Genomic DNA, 20892 nt, shown 5'->3' on the forward strand with positions numbered 1-20892 from the left:
ACCCGCGCCACCCGAGACCATGTTCTGACCGATTGACGGCACGCCGCGAGCGACGTGCGAAAAGGATTTTCCCAATGCTGTACCTCAAAAACACGCTTGGCGGCCTGAGCCGCTCCCTGACCGATTCCGCACTGAACACCTTTCAAGGGCCGCACCGCTGGTGGAAACTCGCGTTGTTCGCTCTGCTGTTCGTGCTGCCCGGGGGATCGGTAGGCGTGGCGGTGCTCGCATGGGTCGAACATCGGCGGGGACAGAAGGGCGTCACAGAGGCGAAGGTCGAACCGGCGGCGGCGTCGCGTCTCACGTCGAACAGTGCCGTGGCGGCCACCGCTGCGGAAAAGCACGCGGGTCCGGGCGGCGCCTGCCAGGCGCGCGGCGACGCGCCGTGCCGGGCCGCGGCCGGCAAGCTGCTCCGGCAAGCCAAGTCGACGGAATCGCGGGTTTAACGGCCAGGCCGGTAACGGCGCGTAACCATCGCGACACCCTCAGTAACACACCTGCCTCCCTCCTCGCATTACCCTTTCAGTTTCCCGCGACCCAGCGGGCTCATACGCTAACATTCCGGCAGACCAAGATCTCGCCCGGCGGGCGGTGCCGCGATAGGCCGCGCCGCGGCGTCCAGAAGGAATTCATTGCATGCAGTCTGATCGAATCTCGCGCGCGCGGACGCTTGCGCCTCGCGCCCTGACTATTGCCGTGGCTGCGGCGCTCGCCGGCCTGCTGTCCGCTTGTGTGGTCGGCCCCGACTACCGGCGGCCCGCCGCCGACATTCCGGCGTCGTACAAGGAAGCGGCGCCAGGCTGGAAAGTCGCCGAACCGGCCGATCAGCACGATCGCGGCGACTGGTGGACCATTTACCAGGACCCGCAACTCAACGCACTCGAAGACCGGCTGAACACCGCGAACCAGACCGTGGCTCAATACGCCGCCGCCTACCGGCAGGCGCGCGCGCTGGTTGGCGAGGCGCGCGCAGCGTATTTCCCGACCATCGGCGCGTCGGCGGGCGCTACGCGTTCGGGCAATGGGTCATCGTCCGGCGGCAACTCGACAACCGCGACGAGCCGCTCCGGCATCGGCAATAGTTTCAACGTGCAGCTCGACGCAAGCTGGGAGCCGGATCTGTGGGGTTCGGTCACGCGCTCGGTCAACTCGCAGAAAGCCGGCCAGCAAGGCGCTGCGGCGGACCTGGCCAACGCGCGGCTGTCTGCCCAGGCCACGCTCGCGCAAACCTATTTCTCGCTTCGCTCGCTCGACTCGACTCAAAAATTGCTCGACGACACCGTCGCGGCTTACCAGCGCTCGCTGCAACTCACGCAGAACCAGTACGCGGCCGGGGTCGCCGCGCGCTCCGACGTGATTCAGGCGCAAACGCAATTGCAGTCGGCGCAGGCGGCCGCGATCGACAACGGCGTCCAGCGCGCCCAGGACGAACACGCGATTGCCGTGCTGGTCGGCGAACCGGCGTCCACCTTCTCGATTCCGCCGATGCCGCTCACCGCCACGCCCCCTGCCGTGCCGGCGCAGATGCCGTCCGCGCTGCTCGAACGGCGGCCGGACATCGCCTCAGCGGAACGCAAGGCTGCGGCGGCGAACGAACAGATCGGCGTCGCCATCGCCGCGTTCTTCCCCTCGCTGACGTTGTCGGCCTCCGGCGGCTTTGAAAACTCGGTGTTCTCGCAATTGCTGACCGCGCCGTCGCGCTTCTGGACGCTCGGCCCGCAACTCGCCGCAACGCTGTTCGACGCCGGTTTGCGCCAGGCCAAGACCGACGCCGCTCGCGCCGCGTACGACGGCGATGTCGCGAGCTACCGTCAAACGGTGCTGGCCGCGTTCCAGGACGTCGAGGACAATCTCGCGTCGCAGCGCATCCTCGAACAGGAAATCGTCGTGCAGCAGCAAGCGGTGGACTCGGCGCGTCAGGCGCTCGCCATTGTCACGAACGAGTACAAGGCGGGTACGGTCGGCTACGTCAACGTGCTGACGGCGCAAACCACCGCCTTCACGGCCGAGCAGAAACTGGAGAGCATCGCCGGGCAGCGGATGGTGTCGTCCGTGGGCCTGGTGAAGGCGCTGGGCGGCGGCTGGGACGTGTCGCAAATGAATCGCGAAGCGGGCGATGTGGCGGCGCCGGCGCCCGCATCATCGGCCACGCCGGTCGCGCAAAGCGGGTCGGCAGCGCCGGCGCAGATGCACAACGAGTAGCAGCGCCGCGCAGCGCGCCTCAGTGCATGAACGTCAACGTCACCGTGTCCGGGCCGCTCGGCCGCCCCAGCAGATTCAGCAATCCGGCGAGCGTGTCGCGTGCCTCCGGCGCGGCGCTGGCGGTCCCATGAAACGACGTGGACGCAGCCGAGACCGTGCCGTTGCCGGTCAGCATCAACGGGCCCTTGGTGGTCGTCAGATCGAGCGTGGACGATTCGCCTTGTGCCTGAAACAGCACCCGGTACGAGCCAAGCGGCTTGACCAGCGAAACACGCGAACTGACGTCGGTCAGCGTGACGGTCAGCTGCCCGAACGCTTCGCGGTTGAAGCTGCGCCAATCGGACCACGACAGTTGCACATTGCCCTGCAGATCGAGTGTATTGAAGGGCGCGCCGAGGCCGCTCAGCAGTGAAGCCGGCACGGCGATCGTGCCCGGCGTGACGGTCGCGGTGCGCGGCGTGGCGTCGACCGTGATCGGCTCCGGCATCGCCTCGCTATGCCGCATGGTCATGCGCACCCGGTCGGTAAAGAGCGGCCAGAACGCCGTGTGCCATTCGATCCGGCCAGGCAACAGGGTCGCCGCGCTCATGTCGGAGCCCGCGGCCAGCATCAGCGTGGCCGAGCCGTGCCACAGCGAACCGGCCGGATTGACGAGATTCACGTGGCCGCGCGTCTGTTTGGCGAACTGCGGCGTGATCCAGGCGGCCGGCAGCATCGCCAGCATCACGACGGCGGCGGACAGCACCGCGATCACCAGCCAGGGAAGCGCGACGCGCAGGCGCCGCATCCAGTAGGTCATGCGAGATCCTGTAACGGCACGGGTACGGGCATATTCATTTCGCGGTGGACGGCTGCAGCGACGCCGTCAGATCCACCTGACCGTCTTCCTTGAGCGCCGTGGCGTGCGCCTCCGAAACCTGCACCTTGAACTGCTTGCGCACGTCGTCGACCCAGTTCGTCCACGCCGGGAACGACGCGTTCTTCAACTGGATCTGGACCGCGTTGCCGATCACCTGAATCTGTGTCGCCGCGAGGCCATGATCGTTGAGCGAAGCGGTAAGGGCGTCCTTCAGCGCGGCGCCGGTGGGCGCGACGCCCTGAGCCGCCGCCGACAACTGTCGTGCTTCGTTCGCTTGCGCGGTCATCTGCGCCAACTGCCGCTGCAAGGTCGGCAACGATTCACGCAGATGCGCGCGCCCTTCCTGCGCGGGCGCCCACAGCACCGACCACGCGATCACGATGGCGAGCAGGCCACCGCCCCACACCAGCAGGTTTTTTTCGCGCTCGGTGCGCTGCTCCCAGAATCCGGCCCAGGTTTGTGCGAGTTCAGCTTTCATTGTCCGTTCCTGATGGTCCACTTGCCGGTATTGCTGTCGATCGCGCCGCTCAGGCCGTTACGGCCGAGGCGCTTCGCAAAGTCGGGATCGAGCTTGACCTCTGGCTTGAAGGTCACGTCGAGCCGGCGGTCGTGATAGTCGAGCGCGGCAATGCCGTTGACCGGCACCGGCGACAGCGAGCGCGCAAGGCCGTCGGCCAGCACCAGGAAGTCGTCCGGCGACAGCTCACCCGCGGCGATACGCAACTGCTGCAACTGGCGCGCCATCTGGTCGGGCGCATCGAGCACGACAGTCGTTTTGGGGAAGGTATTGAGCAGCAGTTCGGTCATTTGCGTGTTGATCGCGTCGCGTTGACGCGCCAGCATCAGCCACTGCACATTCGCGCCGACAATCGCGATCACCAGCGCGCCGACCGCGAGCAACACCGGCAGGCGCAGGCGCCGCAGCGTTGCGCGGTCGAGCCGCCACGGCTGCGAAGCGAACTCGAACTGGCACAGGTCGAAGCGGCACTCCAGCGCTCGCCGCGCAAGTTGCTCGAACGGCAACGGGCTCGCGCCGTGGATATACGCAGCCAGCCGCGCCGGGCTGCTCGTGGCGAGGCTCGGCTCATTGCCCGGCAATTCGGTGAGCATGTACAACGAGACCGGTGCCGCGCCGGCGAGCGCGCCGAGCGTCGCGTTCACGGCGTTGGCCGGCACGGCCAGCCCTTCACCTTGCACGCCCCGCGCGATCGCCAGTTCGACACGCGGCACACTGTTGCTTACGGCGCTTTCCACCGCGCCTTCGAGCAGCAGGGCGGGCGCGGTCTGAACCACGGCGCCGAGCACGGCGGCCACCATCGGCACCACGGACGCCACGCCGGGCGCCACTACCGGCGCGACGCCAGGCAGCGACGTCGCCACGCTGGCGGAGCCTGCCATGGCGGGTTCACCGGCGTTCACCATTTCCGCGACTTCGGCGGGCGCATTGAGATCGAGCGCGGCGGCCTGCGGCAGACAGCGTGTGACCGGCACCGCGCGCAAGCTGCGGTGACCAGCGTTGGCGAACGATTCGCAAACAAACCGGAACCAGCCGCGGTCGATGATCGCCAGCAACTGCCGGCCGCCCGCGAGCGGTTTCGGATCGACGGCGATGTGACAGGTCTGCGGGTCCTGGATCAGTTGATCCTCGACGATATTCGGCAACGCCTGACGCAGCCGCGGGCCGCGCAGCGGCGGCAGCGTGGCGGGCATCATCAGCAGATCGCGCGCGGCGACCATCAGCACCGTCGTGGTGGCGCGCGGCAGCAGCGCGAGCGCCGAACGGCCGGCGCGCTGGGTGCGCCCCGACTTGTCGAGCAGCACGAACGGCAACTCCGGCAGTTGCCATTCCTGCGACGGCACCGCCGGATCACGCGGCGGCAATAGAACGATCAGCGTGCTCAAAGGCCACTCTCTCTGGGAAAGGCGTTATTCATAGTTGGTCTTCTACTCGCACGATACGCGTAGTGTGAGTCAATGCGTCGCGATAGACGAGTGTCGTGCGGTCCACCTCGGCGCGCTCGTGCTGCACGCGGCCGTGAATCAGGAAGTAATTCGAGTTGACGTCGAGTTCGTTCGGATCGATCGAAACCGATTGCACGCCGGCGCCGCGCAACGCGAGCTGTACGTCGCCGGCGTTACGGAAAAACACCGTCTGCCGGCGCGCGACGAAGGCTTGCGCCGTCGACACGCTCATTCCGGGGATGACCGCCGCGATCACTTCGGCAGAGGCCGTGTTCACGTTGACGGCCGAAACGGTCGGCAACACGGTGACGAACGGGCGCAGGCGCGCGACCATCTCGGGCGTATAGCCTGGAATGTCGAGTAGCGAGTCGACGCTGGTCATTTGCAGCGGCGCGTTGGCCGAGCTGTCGTTGCTGTCTTCGATACCGGGTTTGTCGGTGAAGCTGCCGCCGGTGGCGCCGCCTTGAACCTGCGGGGTCGCTGTCGTGCCGTTCACGGACGTGACCGTTTGAAAGCGGGTGGCCGATTGCGCAAGGCTTGCGCGGACCTGGATTGCCGTGGTTTTGGCCAACTGGCTGTTCAGGCCGAGCGACACGAGCAGGCGCTGATAGGCGCCGATCTGGTTCATGTCCAGTTGCATGACGCCGGGGGCGGGGCTCTCGACCAGATTCCGGAGGTTGAATTTGGCCTGGGCGTCTTCGATTGAGCCCGATAAATAGGTATCTGCGCCTTGTTGCGCGCGCACTTCGCCGATCTGGCCGAGGAAATCGGATAGCCGGGTTTTGGCGATGGGGACGCCCCATAGGCCGCCCAGGTACGTGATGCCGGCTGAGGTGTCGCCCTCCGAGCGGAGGATCAGGCGCGTCCAGTCCAGCGCGCCGCGTGCTACCCATTGGGCCTGGGATAGGAGGCGCTGGTTTTCTATTCGGCGGATTTGGACTTGTTGGCGCCAGAGCATGCCGGAGACCAATATGGCGGATAGGGCTACTACCAGTAGGGCGCTGATGATTGCTACGCCTTTCTGGGTTGGTTGGGTTTGGTTTTTGTTGTTGGCCTTTCCTTGCTTTCTTAGTGGTCTATTGGCGTTGCCCCTGTGCGGGGCGGCACCTACTTTCTTTGCCGCGGCAAAGAAAGTAGGCAAAGAAAGCCGCTTTACACCGCCAATGCTAAGCGGGTCCCCCGCACAGTCACGGTAGCGGCCCATCTGGAATCCGTCATCCCGCACACTCCCCGCCCGTGACAAGGCAGTCATACCTCCCGCCTCGCACTGCGTGCTCGCCGGAACGGCAGGCAGGGAACACCATCGCTTAAGCTCGCCCTCGCGGGTGCCGTCGGCTTCGCCTCGGCTGGGAGCGGAAGCGGAAGCGGAAGCGGACCGAAGATGGTTTGAGGTACGGCGACGAGTTGCAAAGGGCCGTTGGTTTTGTGATGAACCGCTCGGCGCGCGGAGCGCCGCCGGAACGGATGACGGCTTGGTCACTGTCGTTTGCTGTGCGAGGGATCGTTCGTCAATCGCGCCACTACCGTGGCTGCGCGAGGGCTCCGCTTGTACGTTAGCGGTGTGAAGCCGCTTTCTTTGCTTACTTTCTTTGCGGCGGCAAAGAAAGTGAGTGCCGCCCCGCACAGGGGCAACGCCAATAGACCACCGTGAAATCAAGGAAAGGCCAACACCCCAAAGAGCACAGCGCAACACGTCCCGCGGAGAAAAAACAAAACCCTTCATCTCACTCTCCGACGAGAAAAACCCGAGTCACCGGCCGAGCCAAAGACGTCGCTCCGACACTGACCTGCAACCCCGTCACCGACCGCGGCAGCGGCGCACTCCCCAACTGGGGCACTTTCAGATTATTGTCCGCCTCCGTAATGGCACTCTGCACATCGCCCATCTGCGTAGTCCAACCCACTTTCGGCACATAAACCTGCGCGGAAATCGAACCGACACCGCCCATCAAGGGCACACCACTCCATCCGTCACTTTCGCTACCGCGCAGCGCCCGCCGCAACTCGCCCATATTGCCCAAGGGAGGCGAGGCATACCGAGTCACACGCCCACCAGACACCCGATACCGCACCACCTGCAAACGCGGCGCCGCCCCGGGCAAATTCATCTGCCGTACGATCTGCAACACGCTCCCCGACACCGACACGGCCGGCTGCCCAGCCTCGTCATCCGATGCGGCCTGGCGCGCGTCGATCCGCATCTGGTCGAACAGCTGCGCGAAGACGCGCTCGTCTTCCATCGCGTTCGTAATGGTCTGCCGGCCGCGAATGATCTGGTCGAGCCCGCGCCACGACAGCACGGCAATCACCGCCAGGATCGCAATCGCCACCAGCAATTCGATCAGCGTGAAGCCGCGCGCGCCCCTCGCGCGTGACAGGCGGCGGCGCTCAGAGCGAACGGTTGTTTTCATTCGCGACCACCGTCACCATCTGAGCCAGATTGCCGGACCCGCCCGGCATCGTCACCATCACTTCCACACGACGAAACACCGGATTCGGCGTTGCCGTCACATGCTCCGTACAGATCAACTGCAAGTTGCCTTGCGAACAATCGAAGCTCGTCGAGCCTACGTTCGGCCACGCATGCGCCAGATGCAATTGCGCCAGCGTATTGTCAGCACTCCAGCCCGCCAGCAAGCGGCGGTGCAGATCGGCCTCGCCGCTCGCGAGACTCCCGACCGCGCGCAACGACGCCGCCAACGCCACCGCGATGATCGCCAGCGCGACCAGCACTTCGATCATCGTAAAACCGCGCTGCGCGACATGGATCTTTTCGCGCGCCACCCTGCTCCTGCAACGACGCATCTCAGTGCACCTCGTAGCGGCCATTGCCGGTGCCGACGATCGTCGCGCTCCCGGCCGCCGAAAACAGCGTGATCCGCACGGGCACGTCGATCGCCTCGGTACCGAACACGATTCGGCTCGGCTGCGTATCCGAACCCGGATAGTCGATGCTCACGCCCGTTACGCCGCCTTCCCAGCGACGCGGCCCAAGCAGATCGTCACGCAACGGACGCCAGCCGTCTTCGGTGCGCAGGTCGAAACGGAAGCCGCCTTCAACCGGTTGCCAGGCAATCGGCCGCGCGCGCACCTGCGCTTCGTCGCCGGCCGATTCGAACAGCAGCGCGAGACGCTGCGCTTCCTCGTTCAGATCGGTGCGTGGATTGCGCGTGACCGTCAACGCGGTCAAGGACACCAGCAGGCCCGCAATCACCAGCACCACCAGCATTTCCAGCAGCGTGAAACCCGCCGCGCGTTGCCGGCCGGCGCGCGCGCGCGCGTCACGTGAGCACGACACGCGATGAAGGCGCGCGCCGGCACACGCCGCGCGCGGCAACGAAGCCGTACACGGAGTGTCCACACGGGACTTGCAAGCGGACAATCGCATAGTGCCGGCCACGAACGATCAGCTCACAATCAAACGACAACACATCGAAGAGCGCGTAAGAATCATCTCCTTAACTGCCTACTGCCACGAGCCGACGTCGGCATCGTTGCCTTCGCCGCCCGCCTTGCCGTCCGCGCCATAGCTGAACACGTCGATCTCGCCGTGCACGCCCGGATTCAGATATTGATAGGCATTACCCCACGGATCGTTGGGCAGACGTTCGAGATAGCCGCCGTCCTTCCAGTTGTTCGGCACGGGGTCCGTGCTCGGCTTTTCGATCAGCGCGCGCAGACCTTGCTCCTGCGTCGGATAACGGCCGTTGTCGAGACGATAGAGCTTGAGCGCCTGCATGACCGTACCGATGTCCTGCTTGGCGGCCACACGCCGCGCCTCGTCGGGGCGGCTCATGATTTTCGGCACGATCAACGCGGCCAGAATGCCCAGAATCGCGATCACGACCATGATTTCGATCAGCGTAAAACCGCGCTGACGTCGGCTGCGCGGACCCGCGATTTCATGACGGCGAGTGGTCGACAGTTGCATAGCTTGCTACCTCTTTTCAGGTGAAATTTTCGACTGGGCGGAATTTATCGTTCAGCGAACAGGGTGCCATTGAACACGTCCGGCCGGTCATTTTAATGTCATGGAGTTGAAGGGTCGTAAGAAACCGCCGGGCCGCCGCAAGTTTGCTCACGCGCTGGCGGAGCCTCGTGCAAAGCGCCTGGTTAGAGGGCGCTTTCAACCCAACGCAATTTTCACAATAGTCCGTACAATGGTGCGCATGAACGCCATCCAAATCCGCCTTCTGTCGCTCGCGCTGTTCGCCGTGTTCTGCGCGACGCTGACCTATTGGGTCATCACGCTCAGCACGATGTCCGGTGCGCCGTTGCCCGCGGCTGCCGCGCATGCGCAGGTCTCGACCGACCAGGCCGCCACGCTGTTCGGCGGCCAGCTCACGCGCAGCGCCAACCAGGACGTGCGACTGTTCGGCATCCTCGCGTTGCGGGAAGGCGCCGCGGCTATCGTCAGCGTCGGCGGCGAACCGCCCCATGCGGTGTCGCTCGGCAGCGCGCTGATGCAAGGCGCCAAACTCTCCGAAGTCCGTGCCCGCTCGATCATCATCGACCGCAATGGCGCGCACTCCGAAGTGTTCCTGCCGGCCAACCCCGCAGGTCCCACGATCTACGTGCGCTAAAGTCACGCACCGAACAAACCGCCTCGCTGCACCGATTGCGCGGTCACCGCGCCGATAACCGGCACGCTCATCGCGCAATCCAGCCGCTCTCCCGGCCTTACTGCACCAGGTTGTTCAACTCGATGATCGGCAGCATCACCGCCAGCACGATCACCAGCACCACGCCACCCATCGCCAGAATCAGCAACGGCTCCAGCAGACTCGTCAGGAACATCGTGCGGCGCTCGAGTTCACGCGCTTCGCCGTCGGCCGCGCGGTCGAGCATCGTGGTCACGTCGCCGGTCGCTTCGCCCGAGCGGATCAGGTGAACCAGCACGGGCGGAAAGGTCTTCGTATTGCCGAGCGCGCGCGATAGCGACGTGCCCTCGCGAACACGCACGATCGCATCGTCGATGTTCTCGCGCATGGCGTTGTTGCTGAGCGTTTCGGCTGCTGCCTGCAGCGCCCGCAGAATCGGCACGCCGGCTGCGGTCAGAATGCCGAGCGTGCTGGCAAAGCGCACAGTGTTGTAGCCGCGCACGAGTTTGCCGAGCAGCGGGGCGGTCAGCAGCCAACGGTCGAACGCGAGGCGCGGGCCGGGCTGCTTGAGAATGGAGCGCACCAGATACGACAGCACGGCCACGCCGATCAGCATCGCCCACCACCAGTTCCGCACGAACCCGGACAGCGCCATCATCATGATGGTGAGGAAGGGCAGTTGCTGCTTGGTGCTGGCGAACACATTCACCACCTGCGGCACCACGTAGCTCAACAGAAACGTGACGATGCCGAAAGCGATGATCGTGACGATGGTCGGGTACGTGAACGCGAGCACGATCTTCTGCTTCAGCGCGTTGCGCTGCTCGATATAGTCCGCGAGGCGCGACAGCACGAGACCCAGTTTGCCGGTATGTTCGCCGGCCGCGACCAGCGCGCGGTAAATCTCGGGAAAGTCTTTCGGATGCTGCGTCAGCGCATTGGCGAGCGAATGGCCGCCGAGCACTTCCGCGCGGATCGACGCCATCAGTTCGCGAATGTAGTCGCGTTCCGATTGCTCGGTGAGCACGGCGAGCGCTTCGTCGAGCGGCAGGCCGGCAATCAGCAGGCTGGCGAGCTGGCGCGTCAGGATCGCCTGCTCGCGTTGCGACAAACGCCGCCCCAGCGACAGCCGCTGACTGCGCTCGCCACGCGTGCGTGTGGCGGCCGGTTCGACGACGAGCGGCGTCAGTCCCTGCGAGCGCAGATTCGTCCGCGCGCCGCGCGCGCTGTCCGCGTCGAGTACGCCTTTTTGCGCCTTGCCCGCCGCATCGATCGCTTCGAAACGAAATGCCGGCATGCGCTTATGCTCCGCCCGTGACGCGGATCACTTCTTCGAGCGATGTCAGCCCGGAGGCGAGCCAGCGGTCCGCATCCTCGCGCAGCGTACGCATGCCTTGCTCGCGGCCGGCCGCGAGAATCTCGGCATCCGCCGCGTTGCGATGAACCAGCGTACGAATGTTGTCGTCGATCAGCAGCAGTTCGTAGACGCCGCGACGTCCCGCATAACCGGAGTGGCCGCACCGGTCGCAACCCACCGGATGCCAGCGCACGCTGCCGTCTTCTTCCACGCGCTCTTCGCGGCACACCGGGCACAAGCGCCGCACGAGCCGCTGCGCCAGCACGCCGAGCAGCGACGACGCCAGCAGATACGGCTCGACGCCCATGTCGGTCAAACGTGTCACGGCGGACGCCGCGTCGTTGGTGTGCAGCGTGGCGAGCACGAGGTGGCCCGTCAGCGAAGCCTGCACCGCGATCTGCGCGGTTTCCAGGTCACGGATTTCACCAATCATGATGACGTCCGGATCCTGCCGCAGAATCGAGCGCAGCGCCCGCGCGAAAGTCATTCCGATCCGCTCGTTGACCTGCGTCTGGCCGATGCCGGAGAGGTCGTATTCGATCGGGTCTTCAACCGTCATGATGTTGGTGGTCGCCGTTTCGAGCCGCGACATCGCCGCATAGAGCGTGGTCGTTTTACCCGAGCCCGTCGGACCCGTAACCAGCACGATGCCGTGCGGTCTGCCGATCAGCTTGTCGAACTTGACGAGCGTGTCGGGCGCCATGCCGAGTGCTTCGAGATTCAGACGCGACGCGTCTTTCTCCAGCAGACGCAGCACCGCGCGTTCGCCGTGGCCGGTCGGCAGCGTCGAGACGCGCACGTCGACCGGGCGGCCGCCTACGCGCAGCGTGATCCGGCCATCTTGCGGCAGCCGCTTTTCGGCAATGTCGAGCTGCGCCATGATCTTGATCCGCGAGATCAGCGCGCCGTGCAGCGCTTTCTTCGGGCGCACCACATCGCGCAACGTGCCGTCGACACGAAAGCGCACCACGGAAGAAGTCTCGAACGGCTCGATATGAATATCCGAAGCCTGCTCGCGCGCCGCTTGCGTGAGCAGCGCGTTGATCATGCGGATGATCGGCGCGTCGTCTTCCGACTCCAGCAGATCTTCCACCTCGGGAATGTCCTGCATGAGGCGAGAGAGATCGACTTCGCCTTCCACTTCGCCGACCACCTGCGCAGCGCTGCCGTCCTGGCGCGCATACGCCTGGTTGATCGCCTGCGCGAGTTCGTCGGCGGGAACGCGCACGATCGACACCGCGCCGAAGTTACGCGCGACTTCGGAAAGCGCGGCGTCGCTCGTGCGTTCGCTGATCCAGACTTCGAGACTGTCCGCATGCTGATGCGCAACCAGAATCTGACCGGCACGCGCAAACCCATAGGGCACGAGCCGAGCGGCGATCGCGGACGGCGCCTCGCGCCCGGCATGCTCCGTCGCGCCCGCAGGCGGAAGCGCCGCTGCGCCGGCTCGCGTTGCTGCCGGCGTAGCGGCCGCTGACGGCGGCGTGGACGGCGTGCTCACGGCCGCACTCCCGGCGACTCGGTAGACGGCGTCACGGTGACGGGACTGCTCTGCACGGCGGGCCCAACGGTGGCCGGACTGTTCTGCGCGGCGGCGCCATTCGTGGCCGCCGCGCCGTTGGTGACAGCAGCGCCGTTCGTAACAGCGCCACCGTTGGCCGGCGGCGGCGTGAGCTTCTGCCGGCGCATCTTGTCGATATCGAACAGGTTCATCTCGGGCGAACCGCCCTGACTCGGACCGATCGGCATGGGCGGCACCACCGGATCGTCATTGTCCTTCATCAGGTTGTTGTCCTGCTTGTACGCGCCCTGCACGCCCTGAATGTAGTCGTAGCGATTCGACGTCACGGCCTGAGCCGTCCCGCGATCGTTGATGATCACGGGACGCAGGAACACCATCAGGTTGGTCTTGTTGCGGGTTTTCTGCTCCGAACGGAACAGCTGGCCGATCCACGGAATATCGCCGAGCAGCGGCACCTTGCTGTTGCTGACCTGGTAGTTGTCTTGCATCAAGCCGCCCAGCACGATGATCTCGCCGTTATCCGCGAGCACCGTCGACTGGATCGAACGCTTGGTGAATTCGGGGCCGGCCGGGTTGGTCGCGGCGTTGTTCGTGCCGGTCACGATCGCCGAGTCTTCCGTGTAGAGCTGCAGCCTGAGAATGCCGCCGTCGGTGATCTGCGGCTTGACGTGCAGCGTCAGACCGACGTCCACGCGATCGTAGGTATTGAACGCCGAAGTCGCCGTCGAACTCGTGAGGTTCGAATACGATCCCGTCTGGATCGGCACGTTGGTACCGACCACGATCTTGGCTTCCTCGTTGTCGAGCGTAATGAGGTTAGGCGTGGACAGCACGTTCGCATCGGCGGTCTGCGAGAGCGCCTGGAGCAACGCACCGAGTCCCTGCACACCGAAAATGTTGTGTATCCAGCCGACGTTCAGGCCTTGCTGGAGACTTTGGCCGGCGAGCGCCCCGGCTAGACCACCTGTGGCGCCGGTCGCCGCGGCAGCCGCTGTGAGATTGATGATGCTATTGCTGCTGCCGGTCTGCAGATTGGTGCCGGCAAAGATCGAATTGTTCGCGACCTGCCACTGAATGCCGAGATTGCCGCTCGTGTTCGAGTTCAACTCGACGATCAACGCTTCCAGATAAACCTGGGCGCGCCGTGCGTCGAGCTGGTCGATCACCGCCCTCAGGTTGCGGTACACCGGCTCGGCTGCTGTGATGATCAGCGAGTTGGTTGCGGCGTCCGCCTGAATCATGCCGCCGGCCTGATTGTCGTCGCCCTTTTCCTTCTCGTTACCCAGCAGGCCGCCGGAATTGGAACCGCCGCCCGCGCCGTAGCCGCCGCTTCCGCTGCCGCCCATGGGCGAGGCCATCGAGCTGCTGCCGAGACCGCCCGAGGGCAGCGGCGGCGTACCCGACGTGCCCGTCGAATTGTTGCCGCCCAGCCCACCCCCGCCGTTCTGGTTGAACGAATTCGCATCGTTGGAGTTCGCCGACGAGCCCGTATCGCCGCCTTTGCCGAACATGCCGCGCAAGGTCTTGGCAAGCCTCGTCGCGTCCGCGTTGCGCAGCGGCACGACGTGAATGTTGCCGGGCATCGTGGTCGGCGTGTCGAGTTCCTTCGCCAGTTGCTTCGCTGCCGCGAGACGCGCGCCGTTCGACGCGCGGATCAGCAGCGAGTTGGTGCGCGGGTCGGCGGTGATCGAGACCTTCAGCGTCGCGTCAGTGCTGCCGATCGCGCCCGGGTCGAGCATCTTGGAGAGCTGCGTGGCAATGTCGATCGCATTGGCGTTCTTCAGCTGCACCACCGAAACCGACTGGCCCGCCGCCGTATCGACACCCGCAATGATCTGGGCGATACGCCGCACGTTGTCGGCGTAGTCGGTCACCACAATCGTGTTGTTGGCGGGGTAGGCCGCCACGGTATTGTTCGGCGAGATCAGCGGGCGCAGCACCGGCAGCAGATTGTTGGCCGATTCGTTCTTCAGCACGAATACCTGCGTGACCACCTGGTCGCCGCGCGCAACAGGCGCGTTGCCCACGTAGGTCGGCACGCCTTGCAGCTTGGCGTCCGCCTCGGGCACCACTTTCAACACGCCGTGGTCTTGCACCAGCGCGAAGCCCTGCATCCGCAACGCGGACTGCAAGGTCTTCAGTGCCTGATCCTCAGGCACCGCATTTTCCGACACAAGATTCAACTGACCCTTCACACGCGGGTCGACGATGATCGTTTTGCCGGTTGCCGCGCCGATCGCCTTGGCCACCTGGTCGATGTCGGCGTTGACGAAGTTGAGTGTCACCTGTGCCTGTGCTGTCTGCGCGGTGATCAAACCAGCCACCAGCAGCGCCGTTGCGACGCGACGCAAAGCCATACGATTTCTTCTCATGGAATAGGGTGTTGATGCCGACGGCCGTAGCCGTTGACGGTCATGCAGTGCGGACATGGGAGCAGGCCGCCGCCCTGTCGATCTGCCGGCCTGCCTCGCGGACGATCATCGCCCTCGCAACCCGCCGCCCGATGTCCGAAAAAAATGAACAGTACCAGTTTTTCATGTCGGATTTGTCACAAAACAGACCGCGCTGTGCGATTCCTCTAAAGATTGCCCCCTTTTGTCAAACAATTGAAAGCTGACAGGACGTTCTGTGATGAGCGCGAAAATGCTTCGTTTTCTGCGTCCTTATGTCGGTTAGCCAACTTGACGGAGGTCCGCCTGCCGGTATGATACGAGCCGTTCGAGTCCCTTGTTGCGTGTTGCTGGCGCGGGTTTTCCCCGATGTCCCGTGAATGCCCGGCTGGCGCGGCTCGGCGGCTGTCAGCGGCTGAAGTATGGCCGACGCGATCCCTAACCCACCCTTACGCTTGCACTTTATTTAGTGGTCTTGACCGATGAAACGCTCCCTCGTCACTGTCGCTGCAGGACTCGCCGTGCTGATAGCAGCAGGGTCGGCGCGCGCCGATTGCTTTGACGAAGCGGCCAGGTATCAAAAGGTCAATCCGCTGATTCTGCGCGCAATCGCCTGGCAAGAGTCACATAATAGGCCCGACGCACAGCATAAAAACGCCAATGGCTCGACCGATTACGGCGTCATGCAGATCAATTCGATTCATCTGCCCACACTCGCCCAGTACGGTATCTCGCAAGGCACGTTGATGGAGCCGTGCAAGAACGTCTATATCGCGGCATGGCATCTGCGCCGCCAGATGAACAAGTACGGCAACACATGGCAGGCTGTCGGCGCATACCACTCGGAAACGCCGGCATTGCGGGACAAGTACTCGCAGCAGATCGTCGCGATCCTGCGCAAGTGGAATCTGATGCCGGCTACGCGCTGAGTCGGTCTCCTGAGCCGGCCGCTGATCCTACTCCATCCGGCCTATTACCCGGCCGCCGTCCGTTTTGATGCACAATGCGGCTTCGTGCTGCCGTCGAGGCTCGAACATCGTTCAGGTCGAGCCGTCATGCGACCAGAAGCCCGGCACGCCTTCCAATCCTCTAGCTTTTCCGTACTGCGATGAACCAGCCGCTATTGCCCGTCACCGTGCTCTCCGGTTTTCTGGGCGCCGGCAAGACCACGCTCCTGAATCACATTCTCGCGAATCGCGCCGGTTTGCGCGTGGCCGTGATCGTCAACGATCTGGCCGCCGTCAATATCGATGCGACGCTCGTGCGCGATGCCGCCGCGCTGTCTCACGTCGAGGAACAACTGGTCGAGTTGTCGAACGGCTGCATCTGCTGCACGCTGCGCGACGATCTGCGGGTCGAGATCAAGCGCCTCGCGGCCGAACAGCGTTTCGACGCGATCCTGATCGAATCGACCGGCGTGGCCGAACCCATGCCGATCGCCGAAACGTTCACCTTGGTCGATGACGAAGGCGCGTCGCTCTCCGATGTCGCGCGGCTCGACACGATGGTGACCGTGGTCGATGCATTCAACTTCCTGCGCGACTACGGTTCGGCCGACGCGCTCGCCGAGCGTGGCATCGCTGCGAGCGAAGAGGACGACCGCACGCTCGTCGAGCTGTTGATCGAGCAGATCGAATTCTGCGACGTGTTGGTGGTAAACAAGGCGGATCTGGTCAGCGCGGACGAACTCACGCGCCTGCAGCGCATTCTCGGCCGGATCAACCCGCGCGCGGTACAGGTCGTTGCCCGTTTCGGCGACGTGCCCCTCGCGCAAGTGCTGAACACCGGCCGCTTCGATTTCGACGAGGCGTCGAGCGCGCCGGGCTGGCTGACGTCGCTGAATCATGAGCATGAGCACGGCCATGCGCATCACGGTGAGGCAGACGAATTCGGCATCGGCAATTTCATTTACCGCGCGCGTCGACCGTTTCACCCGGAACGACTGTGGGCGCTGCTGCATCAGGAGTGGAAGGGCGTTTTGCGCAGTAAAGGCTTCTTCTGGCTGGCCACGCGTAACGATATCGCCGGCTCGCTTTCGCAGGCAGGCGGGGCTTGCCGGCACGGTCCGGCGGGCATGTGGTGGGCCGCTCAGGATCGCAGCGAATGGCCTGACGGCGACGACGAACTGGCTGCCGAGATCGCCGCGGACTGGTATGGCGAACCGGACGATCTGAGCATTGGTGACCGTCGCCAGGAGCTGGTCATGATCGGCGTCGGCATCGATCCGGCTGTCTGGAAAGCGAAGTTCGACGCGTGTTTGCTGACCGACGAGGAATACGCGCAGGGACCGCAAGCATGGGAGAAGCTCGCCGATCCCTTCCCGGCCTGGGATTTCGATGAAGACGATCACGACCATGGTCATGACCATCACGACCACGACCACGATCACGGCCATGGTCACGGCGAAATCGTGCATCGCCACGACTGAGCGCCCTTTGCCTCCCGGCGGGATAGCCGCGACGCTCGTCGCCGCTATCCCTTGCGCAGTGTGCGGACGAAAACACGCAGGCGAAAAAAAACCCGCCATTGGCGGGTGTCAACTGCCTGGCAGTAATCTGCTTAGCGCTTGTTGACTGCGTCCTTGAACGCCTTACCAGCCGTGAACTTGACGGTCTTGGCGGCCGGGATCTTGATAGTTTCGCCGGTCTTGGGGTTACGACCCGTACGTGCTGCGCGCTTGCCCGAACCGAAGCTGCCGAAGCCGATCAACTGGACCGCATCGCCCTTCGACACAGACTTCTTGATCACTTCAAGCAACGTGTCCAGCGTTTCACCGGTTTGAGCCTTGCTGGCGCCCGTCTGTCCTGCGACGGCGTCGATCAGTTCCTGTTTGTTCATTAAGGTTCCTTTCTGAGTTTAGGTTGACACGAACAGCGCGAACGCGCCGATTATACGTGCGCGGGCCGCGCCGTCGAGCAGCTCCGGCTCCGGATCCCCTCCGGACCAATAGCGCCGGACAGATGACTGTCCGTCGGCCGTGCTGCCGCTCCCTTCGCGGCGCTTGCTATGATAGCGCAGCGCAAACCCAATCAGGATAAGGGTTTCGAAGAATTGCACGGTTGCGGAGCGGATAGCGCAACGAAACTGCCATTTTTGCTCCCGGCGACCTTCAACCGAGGGCTGAAACCCAGTCCGGACGGGGCTTGGCGTTGGTTTTTGCCAACGTTCAGCGCGTCTTTTTCGCCGTTCGGCGAGCTGAGCGCGGGCGGTAACGGTCAACCCGCGTGTGAAAAAACGCCCGCCGGCTCATGTTTTCTTATCCCCCACGGGGGCCTTGGCGCGAAGCGACAGGTTCTGGGGGCCTTTTTCCGAGCGTCATTTTCCGTCGCGCATGACTGATCCGCTGATCCCCGCCGTCCTCGCTTTTCGCGACAACGGCACGCCTTTTTCGCCGCTTTACGACGATATCTATCACAGCGCCGTGGGCGGTCTCGAACAGGCCCAATATGTTTTCCTGCGCGGCAACGCGCTACCCGAGCGGTGGCAGGGCCGCCGCGTCTTCACCGTGGTCGAAACCGGCTTCGGCATGGGCATCAACTTTCTGGTGACCTGGGCCGCCTGGCGTGCCGACTCGTCGCGCTGTGAGCGGCTGCATTTCGTGTCGACTGAGAAACATCCGTTTACCGTCGACGATTTACGCAAAGTAGTAGCCGCGACCATTTCCGATCCGGAGATTGCGGGCCTCGCACAAGCCCTCGCGAACGCCTGGCCGATGCTCGTTCCAGGCACGCATCGGCTCGAGTTCGAAGAAGGGCGCGTCGTGCTCACGCTCGTTTTCGCCGACGCGCAGGACAGCCTGCCGGCGTTGAGACTGCGTGCCGATGCTTTTTACCTCGACGGATTCGCGCCGGCCAAAAACCCCGAACTCTGGAATCCCGCGATCTTCAAGGCGCTCGCGCGCCTGGCGGGCGAGGGCGCCACCTTCGCCACCTACAGCAGCGCCGGCGAGATCAAACGCGCGTTGACGCAATGCGGCTTCGAATACCGCAAGGTGGACGGCTTCGGCTGGAAACGCGCGATGCTGGTCGGCCACTTCGCCCCCCGCTGGCGCGTGCGGCGTTACGAGCCGCCCGCGCCGCTCGCGCTCGGCGAGCGCCATGCCGTGGTGATCGGCGCCGGGCTGGCGGGCTGTGCGGTGATCGAACGGCTCGCGGCGCGCGGCTGGCGCGTCACATCGCTCGAACGGCATGCTTCGGTGGCGCAGGACGCGTCGGGCAATCCGGCCGGCGTCTTCCATCCCATGATTTCGCGTGACGATAGCGTCGCCTCACGCGTCACGCGCGCGGGCTTTCTGTATTCGCTCAAGCGCTGGGCCGCCCTCGAACGGCTTGGTTACGGACCAACGCGCGGCGGCCAAGGCCTGTTGCAGATCGCAGCGGACGACGAAGAAGCCCGCTCGATCAGCAACGCGATTGCCGCGTCAGGCTATCCATCCGACTACGTGAGGCCCGTCTCGCCGGATGAAGCTCAGCGACTGGCCGGCATGCCGCTCGCCTGCGGCGGCTGGTTCTTTGCGCACGGCGGCTGGATCGACCCGGCGTCGCTCTGCGCAGCACAGTGCGCGGCAGCGGGTCAGTTGCTCGAACGCCGCTTCGGTGTGGACGTCGCGCGAATCGAGCGGTCGGGCGATGAGTGGATCGTGTTCAACTCCGCGGGCGAGGCGCTCGCGCGAGCGCCGGTGGTAATCGTCGCGAGCGCTCACGACGCCGCGCGCATCGCCGGTTTGCAGCACGCGCCGACTCGCAGCATTCGCGGCCAGCTCACATTGCTGCCGGCCGGCACGGTGCTGCCGCCGCTGGGCATGCCGGTGATCGGCGAAGGCTACGCCGTTCCACTCGCCGACGGCGTGACACTAACCGGCGCCACCTACGAACTCGACGACCCCGACACCACACTGCGCGCGGCTGGCCATCTGGAAAACCTGCTGCGCGTCGCGCAGATGCTGCCGGCCTTGGCGGGCATCGCCGATCGCGCTGAGTCAGCGGCGTTGGCGGGGCGTGTCGCGTTCCGTTGCGTCACCAGCGATCGCATGCCGATGATCGGCCAGCTCGCTGACGAAGCGCTCGCAGCGCGCGACGCCCAGCGTCTGCGCGGCGCATGGCCACTCGATCTGCCACGTACGGACGGACTGTACGGCGCATTCGCCTATGGTTCGCGTGGGCTCGTGTGGGCAGCGCTCGGCGCAGAGCTGATCGCCTCGCAGCTGGAGGGCGAACCGTGGCCACTTGAACGGGAGCTGGCCGAAGACCTCGATCCCGCGCGCTTTCTGTTACGCGCATTGCGTCAGGGAACGGTCCGTTAACGGTGAGTTAACCGCTGGCGTCCCCGCATACTTGCCCGATGAGTTATCCACTGAAACTTGTGGATAACTGCGCCGTTTACCCGCGCAACTCATGTGGAACCGTTGTGGACGTAAACGGGGTAACTTTGCCGCCGCCGAAAATCGCAAAAAGTTGCTCTTGTATACCCGCCGCTGCCGCACATGCTGTGCATCCGGTTGTGCGATCGGCAAACCGATGATTCATTTCGGTAAACAGGAGTTATCCACAGAAAACGAGGCACCTTGTTAACTGTTACTACGTATACATACGGTAAACCAGTAAACAGCAAGGCCGTGGCTGGAACGAAGCCTATCGACGTAGCTTTGGCTCGTGACCCAAGAAAAATCTGCGTCGGCAGTGTCCCGAAAAACACATCTGCCGAATTCAAACTGGCCGCATCCGCGGCTGAGTTTGGACGTAAAAACGGTCGCTTTTTCCTCATGTCGGTGAGATAACGTACGTTTTTACCGTTTTGCCAGCATGTTCGTGTCTTTTCGGTCGAGGCTGAAAAAGCTATGGCACAATCGCCGTTCTTTTCCGCGTCGTGCCTTGCTTCTACAGCGGCACACGCAGCAAACGGAACGGTGCCGCTCAATCAGAATCTGATTCAAAGTCGACGGCGTTCTTTCACCGTGCCGGTTGCTACGGCCGCACCCCGAATGCGTCAGGCTCCCCGCG

General features: G+C 64.3%; 20 protein-coding genes. 7 read left to right on the forward strand and 13 right to left on the reverse strand.

The features are described 5' to 3' along the window. Positions 1–74: 74 nt before the first annotated feature. Entirely contained in the window at positions 75–446 is a 372-nt protein-coding gene (locus AC57B1_RS11275) for a hypothetical protein (protein WP_408343980.1), read from the forward strand. Between the two features lie 190 nt (positions 447–636). Further along, positions 637–2202, forward strand: a complete 1566-nt coding sequence (locus AC57B1_RS11280) for an efflux transporter outer membrane subunit (RefSeq protein WP_496417545.1) — start codon at positions 637–639, stop codon at positions 2200–2202. Positions 2203–2221: 19 nt separating this feature from the next. On the opposite strand, the gene AC57B1_RS11285 is transcribed toward AC57B1_RS11280, so the two are convergent. The 8 genes from AC57B1_RS11285 to gspG form a co-directional block, all read right to left on the reverse strand. Further along, entirely contained in the window at positions 2222–3001 is a 780-nt protein-coding gene (locus AC57B1_RS11285; RefSeq protein WP_496417546.1) for a type II secretion system protein N, read from the reverse strand. 34 nt (positions 3002–3035) lie between these two features. Beyond that, the gene (locus tag AC57B1_RS11290; RefSeq protein WP_408299717.1) at positions 3036–3539 is read right to left on the reverse strand and encodes a type II secretion system protein M; all 504 of its coding nucleotides are present in this window, start codon (positions 3537–3539) and stop codon (positions 3036–3038) included. Further along, on the reverse strand, positions 3536–4963 hold the full coding sequence (gene gspL, locus AC57B1_RS11295; protein WP_496417547.1) for a type II secretion system protein GspL: 1428 nt from the start codon (positions 4961–4963) through the stop codon (positions 3536–3538). The genes AC57B1_RS11290 and gspL overlap by 4 nt, the downstream gene beginning before the upstream one ends. 28 nt (positions 4964–4991) lie before the next feature. Continuing rightward, on the reverse strand, positions 4992–6275 hold the full coding sequence (gene gspK, locus AC57B1_RS11300) for a type II secretion system minor pseudopilin GspK (protein WP_496417548.1): 1284 nt from the start codon (positions 6273–6275) through the stop codon (positions 4992–4994). A 472-nt stretch (positions 6276–6747) separates the two neighbouring features. Continuing rightward, complete coding sequence (locus AC57B1_RS11305) at positions 6748–7434, reverse strand: PulJ/GspJ family protein (RefSeq protein ID WP_496417549.1); 687 nt, start codon at positions 7432–7434, stop codon at positions 6748–6750. Then, positions 7412–7828, reverse strand: a complete 417-nt coding sequence (gspI, locus tag AC57B1_RS11310; protein ID WP_091797741.1) for a type II secretion system minor pseudopilin GspI — start codon at positions 7826–7828, stop codon at positions 7412–7414. Before gspI ends, AC57B1_RS11305 begins: the two co-directional genes overlap by 23 nt. A 1-nt stretch (position 7829) precedes the next feature. Further along, positions 7830–8411, reverse strand: a complete 582-nt coding sequence (locus AC57B1_RS11315; protein ID WP_496417550.1) for a GspH/FimT family pseudopilin — start codon at positions 8409–8411, stop codon at positions 7830–7832. 78 nt (positions 8412–8489) lie between these two features. Further along, entirely contained in the window at positions 8490–8954 is a 465-nt protein-coding gene (gspG, locus tag AC57B1_RS11320; RefSeq protein WP_091797744.1) for a type II secretion system major pseudopilin GspG, read from the reverse strand. Between the two features lie 238 nt (positions 8955–9192). Here gspG and AC57B1_RS11325 point away from each other — a divergent pair, with 238 nt between their 5' ends. Then, complete coding sequence (locus tag AC57B1_RS11325; RefSeq protein ID WP_035518470.1) at positions 9193–9606, forward strand: type II secretion system protein N; 414 nt, start codon at positions 9193–9195, stop codon at positions 9604–9606. 97 nt (positions 9607–9703) lie between these two features. Here AC57B1_RS11325 and gspF read toward each other — a convergent pair whose 3' ends face one another. From gspF to gspD, 3 genes are read right to left on the reverse strand one after another with little or no spacing between them, the layout of a single operon-like run. Further along, positions 9704–10921, reverse strand: coding sequence for a type II secretion system inner membrane protein GspF (gene gspF / locus AC57B1_RS11330; RefSeq protein WP_091797747.1), 1218 nt, complete (start codon positions 10919–10921; stop codon positions 9704–9706). A gap of 4 nt (positions 10922–10925) precedes the next feature. Continuing rightward, positions 10926–12482 (reverse strand): type II secretion system ATPase GspE, encoded by a 1557-nt coding sequence (gene gspE, locus AC57B1_RS11335; protein ID WP_091797750.1) that lies wholly within the window; start codon positions 12480–12482, stop codon positions 10926–10928. After that, a complete protein-coding gene (gene gspD / locus AC57B1_RS11340; protein ID WP_496417551.1) occupies positions 12479–14860 on the reverse strand; it encodes a type II secretion system secretin GspD in 2382 nt (793 codons plus the stop codon). The genes gspE and gspD overlap by 4 nt, the downstream gene beginning before the upstream one ends. Positions 14861–14889: 29 nt before the next feature. Between gspD and AC57B1_RS11345 the strand changes: the two genes are divergently transcribed. The 3 genes from AC57B1_RS11345 (at position 14890) to AC57B1_RS11355 (ending at position 17321) form a co-directional block, all read left to right on the forward strand. Then, the gene (locus AC57B1_RS11345; RefSeq protein ID WP_496417552.1) at positions 14890–15120 is read left to right on the forward strand and encodes a hypothetical protein; all 231 of its coding nucleotides are present in this window, start codon (positions 14890–14892) and stop codon (positions 15118–15120) included. 255 nt (positions 15121–15375) lie between these two features. Continuing rightward, positions 15376–15822: a lytic transglycosylase domain-containing protein gene (locus AC57B1_RS11350; protein ID WP_091797757.1), complete on the forward strand. Its 447-nt coding sequence runs from the start codon at positions 15376–15378 to the stop codon at positions 15820–15822. Positions 15823–16001: 179 nt separating this feature from the next. Continuing rightward, entirely contained in the window at positions 16002–17321 is a 1320-nt protein-coding gene (locus tag AC57B1_RS11355) for a GTP-binding protein (RefSeq protein WP_496417553.1), read from the forward strand. A gap of 131 nt (positions 17322–17452) precedes the next feature. On the opposite strand, the gene AC57B1_RS11360 is transcribed toward AC57B1_RS11355, so the two are convergent. After that, positions 17453–17731 carry an HU family DNA-binding protein gene (locus tag AC57B1_RS11360; protein WP_006050811.1) on the reverse strand — a complete coding sequence of 93 codons (279 nt, stop codon included), beginning with the start codon at positions 17729–17731 and terminating at the stop codon, positions 17453–17455. 18 nt (positions 17732–17749) lie between these two features. Then, positions 17750–17950 (reverse strand): hypothetical protein, encoded by a 201-nt coding sequence (locus AC57B1_RS11365; RefSeq protein ID WP_091797763.1) that lies wholly within the window; start codon positions 17948–17950, stop codon positions 17750–17752. 274 nt (positions 17951–18224) lie between these two features. Here AC57B1_RS11365 and mnmC point away from each other — a divergent pair, with 274 nt between their 5' ends. Continuing rightward, positions 18225–20195 (forward strand): bifunctional tRNA (5-methylaminomethyl-2-thiouridine)(34)-methyltransferase MnmC2/FAD-dependent 5-carboxymethylaminomethyl-2-thiouridine(34) oxidoreductase MnmC1, encoded by a 1971-nt coding sequence (mnmC, locus tag AC57B1_RS11370; RefSeq protein ID WP_496417554.1) that lies wholly within the window; start codon positions 18225–18227, stop codon positions 20193–20195. Positions 20196–20892 lie beyond the last annotated feature (697 nt).

The sequence above is a fragment of the Paraburkholderia sp. BGA-UO-ETr-F21 genome (assembly GCF_059567925.1).

What these genes read in the sequence shown, in the direction of transcription:
- AC57B1_RS11275 (WP_408343980.1), top strand. Translation starts at nt 75, where the DNA reads ATGCTGTACCTCAAAAACACGCTTGGCGGCCTGAGCCGCTCCCTGACC.
- AC57B1_RS11280 (WP_496417545.1), top strand. Translation starts at nt 637, where the DNA reads ATGCAGTCTGATCGAATCTCGCGCGCGCGGACGCTTGCGCCTCGCGCC.
- AC57B1_RS11285 (WP_496417546.1), bottom strand. Translation starts at nt 3,001, where the DNA reads ATGACCTACTGGATGCGGCGCCTGCGCGTCGCGCTTCCCTGGCTGGTG.
- AC57B1_RS11290 (WP_408299717.1), bottom strand. Translation starts at nt 3,539, where the DNA reads ATGAAAGCTGAACTCGCACAAACCTGGGCCGGATTCTGGGAGCAGCGC.
- gspK (WP_496417548.1), bottom strand. Translation starts at nt 6,275, where the DNA reads ATGACTGCCTTGTCACGGGCGGGGAGTGTGCGGGATGACGGATTCCAG.
- AC57B1_RS11305 (WP_496417549.1), bottom strand. Translation starts at nt 7,434, where the DNA reads ATGAAAACAACCGTTCGCTCTGAGCGCCGCCGCCTGTCACGCGCGAGG.
- gspI (WP_091797741.1), bottom strand. Translation starts at nt 7,828, where the DNA reads ATGCGTCGTTGCAGGAGCAGGGTGGCGCGCGAAAAGATCCATGTCGCG.
- AC57B1_RS11315 (WP_496417550.1), bottom strand. Translation starts at nt 8,411, where the DNA reads ATGCGATTGTCCGCTTGCAAGTCCCGTGTGGACACTCCGTGTACGGCT.
- gspG (WP_091797744.1), bottom strand. Translation starts at nt 8,954, where the DNA reads ATGCAACTGTCGACCACTCGCCGTCATGAAATCGCGGGTCCGCGCAGC.
- AC57B1_RS11325 (WP_035518470.1), top strand. Translation starts at nt 9,193, where the DNA reads ATGAACGCCATCCAAATCCGCCTTCTGTCGCTCGCGCTGTTCGCCGTG.
- gspF (WP_091797747.1), bottom strand. Translation starts at nt 10,921, where the DNA reads ATGCCGGCATTTCGTTTCGAAGCGATCGATGCGGCGGGCAAGGCGCAA.
- gspD (WP_496417551.1), bottom strand. Translation starts at nt 14,860, where the DNA reads ATGGCTTTGCGTCGCGTCGCAACGGCGCTGCTGGTGGCTGGTTTGATC.
- AC57B1_RS11345 (WP_496417552.1), top strand. Translation starts at nt 14,890, where the DNA reads ATGCCGACGGCCGTAGCCGTTGACGGTCATGCAGTGCGGACATGGGAG.
- AC57B1_RS11350 (WP_091797757.1), top strand. Translation starts at nt 15,376, where the DNA reads ATGAAACGCTCCCTCGTCACTGTCGCTGCAGGACTCGCCGTGCTGATA.
- AC57B1_RS11355 (WP_496417553.1), top strand. Translation starts at nt 16,002, where the DNA reads ATGAACCAGCCGCTATTGCCCGTCACCGTGCTCTCCGGTTTTCTGGGC.
- AC57B1_RS11360 (WP_006050811.1), bottom strand. Translation starts at nt 17,731, where the DNA reads ATGAACAAACAGGAACTGATCGACGCCGTCGCAGGACAGACGGGCGCC.
- mnmC (WP_496417554.1), top strand. Translation starts at nt 18,225, where the DNA reads ATGACTGATCCGCTGATCCCCGCCGTCCTCGCTTTTCGCGACAACGGC.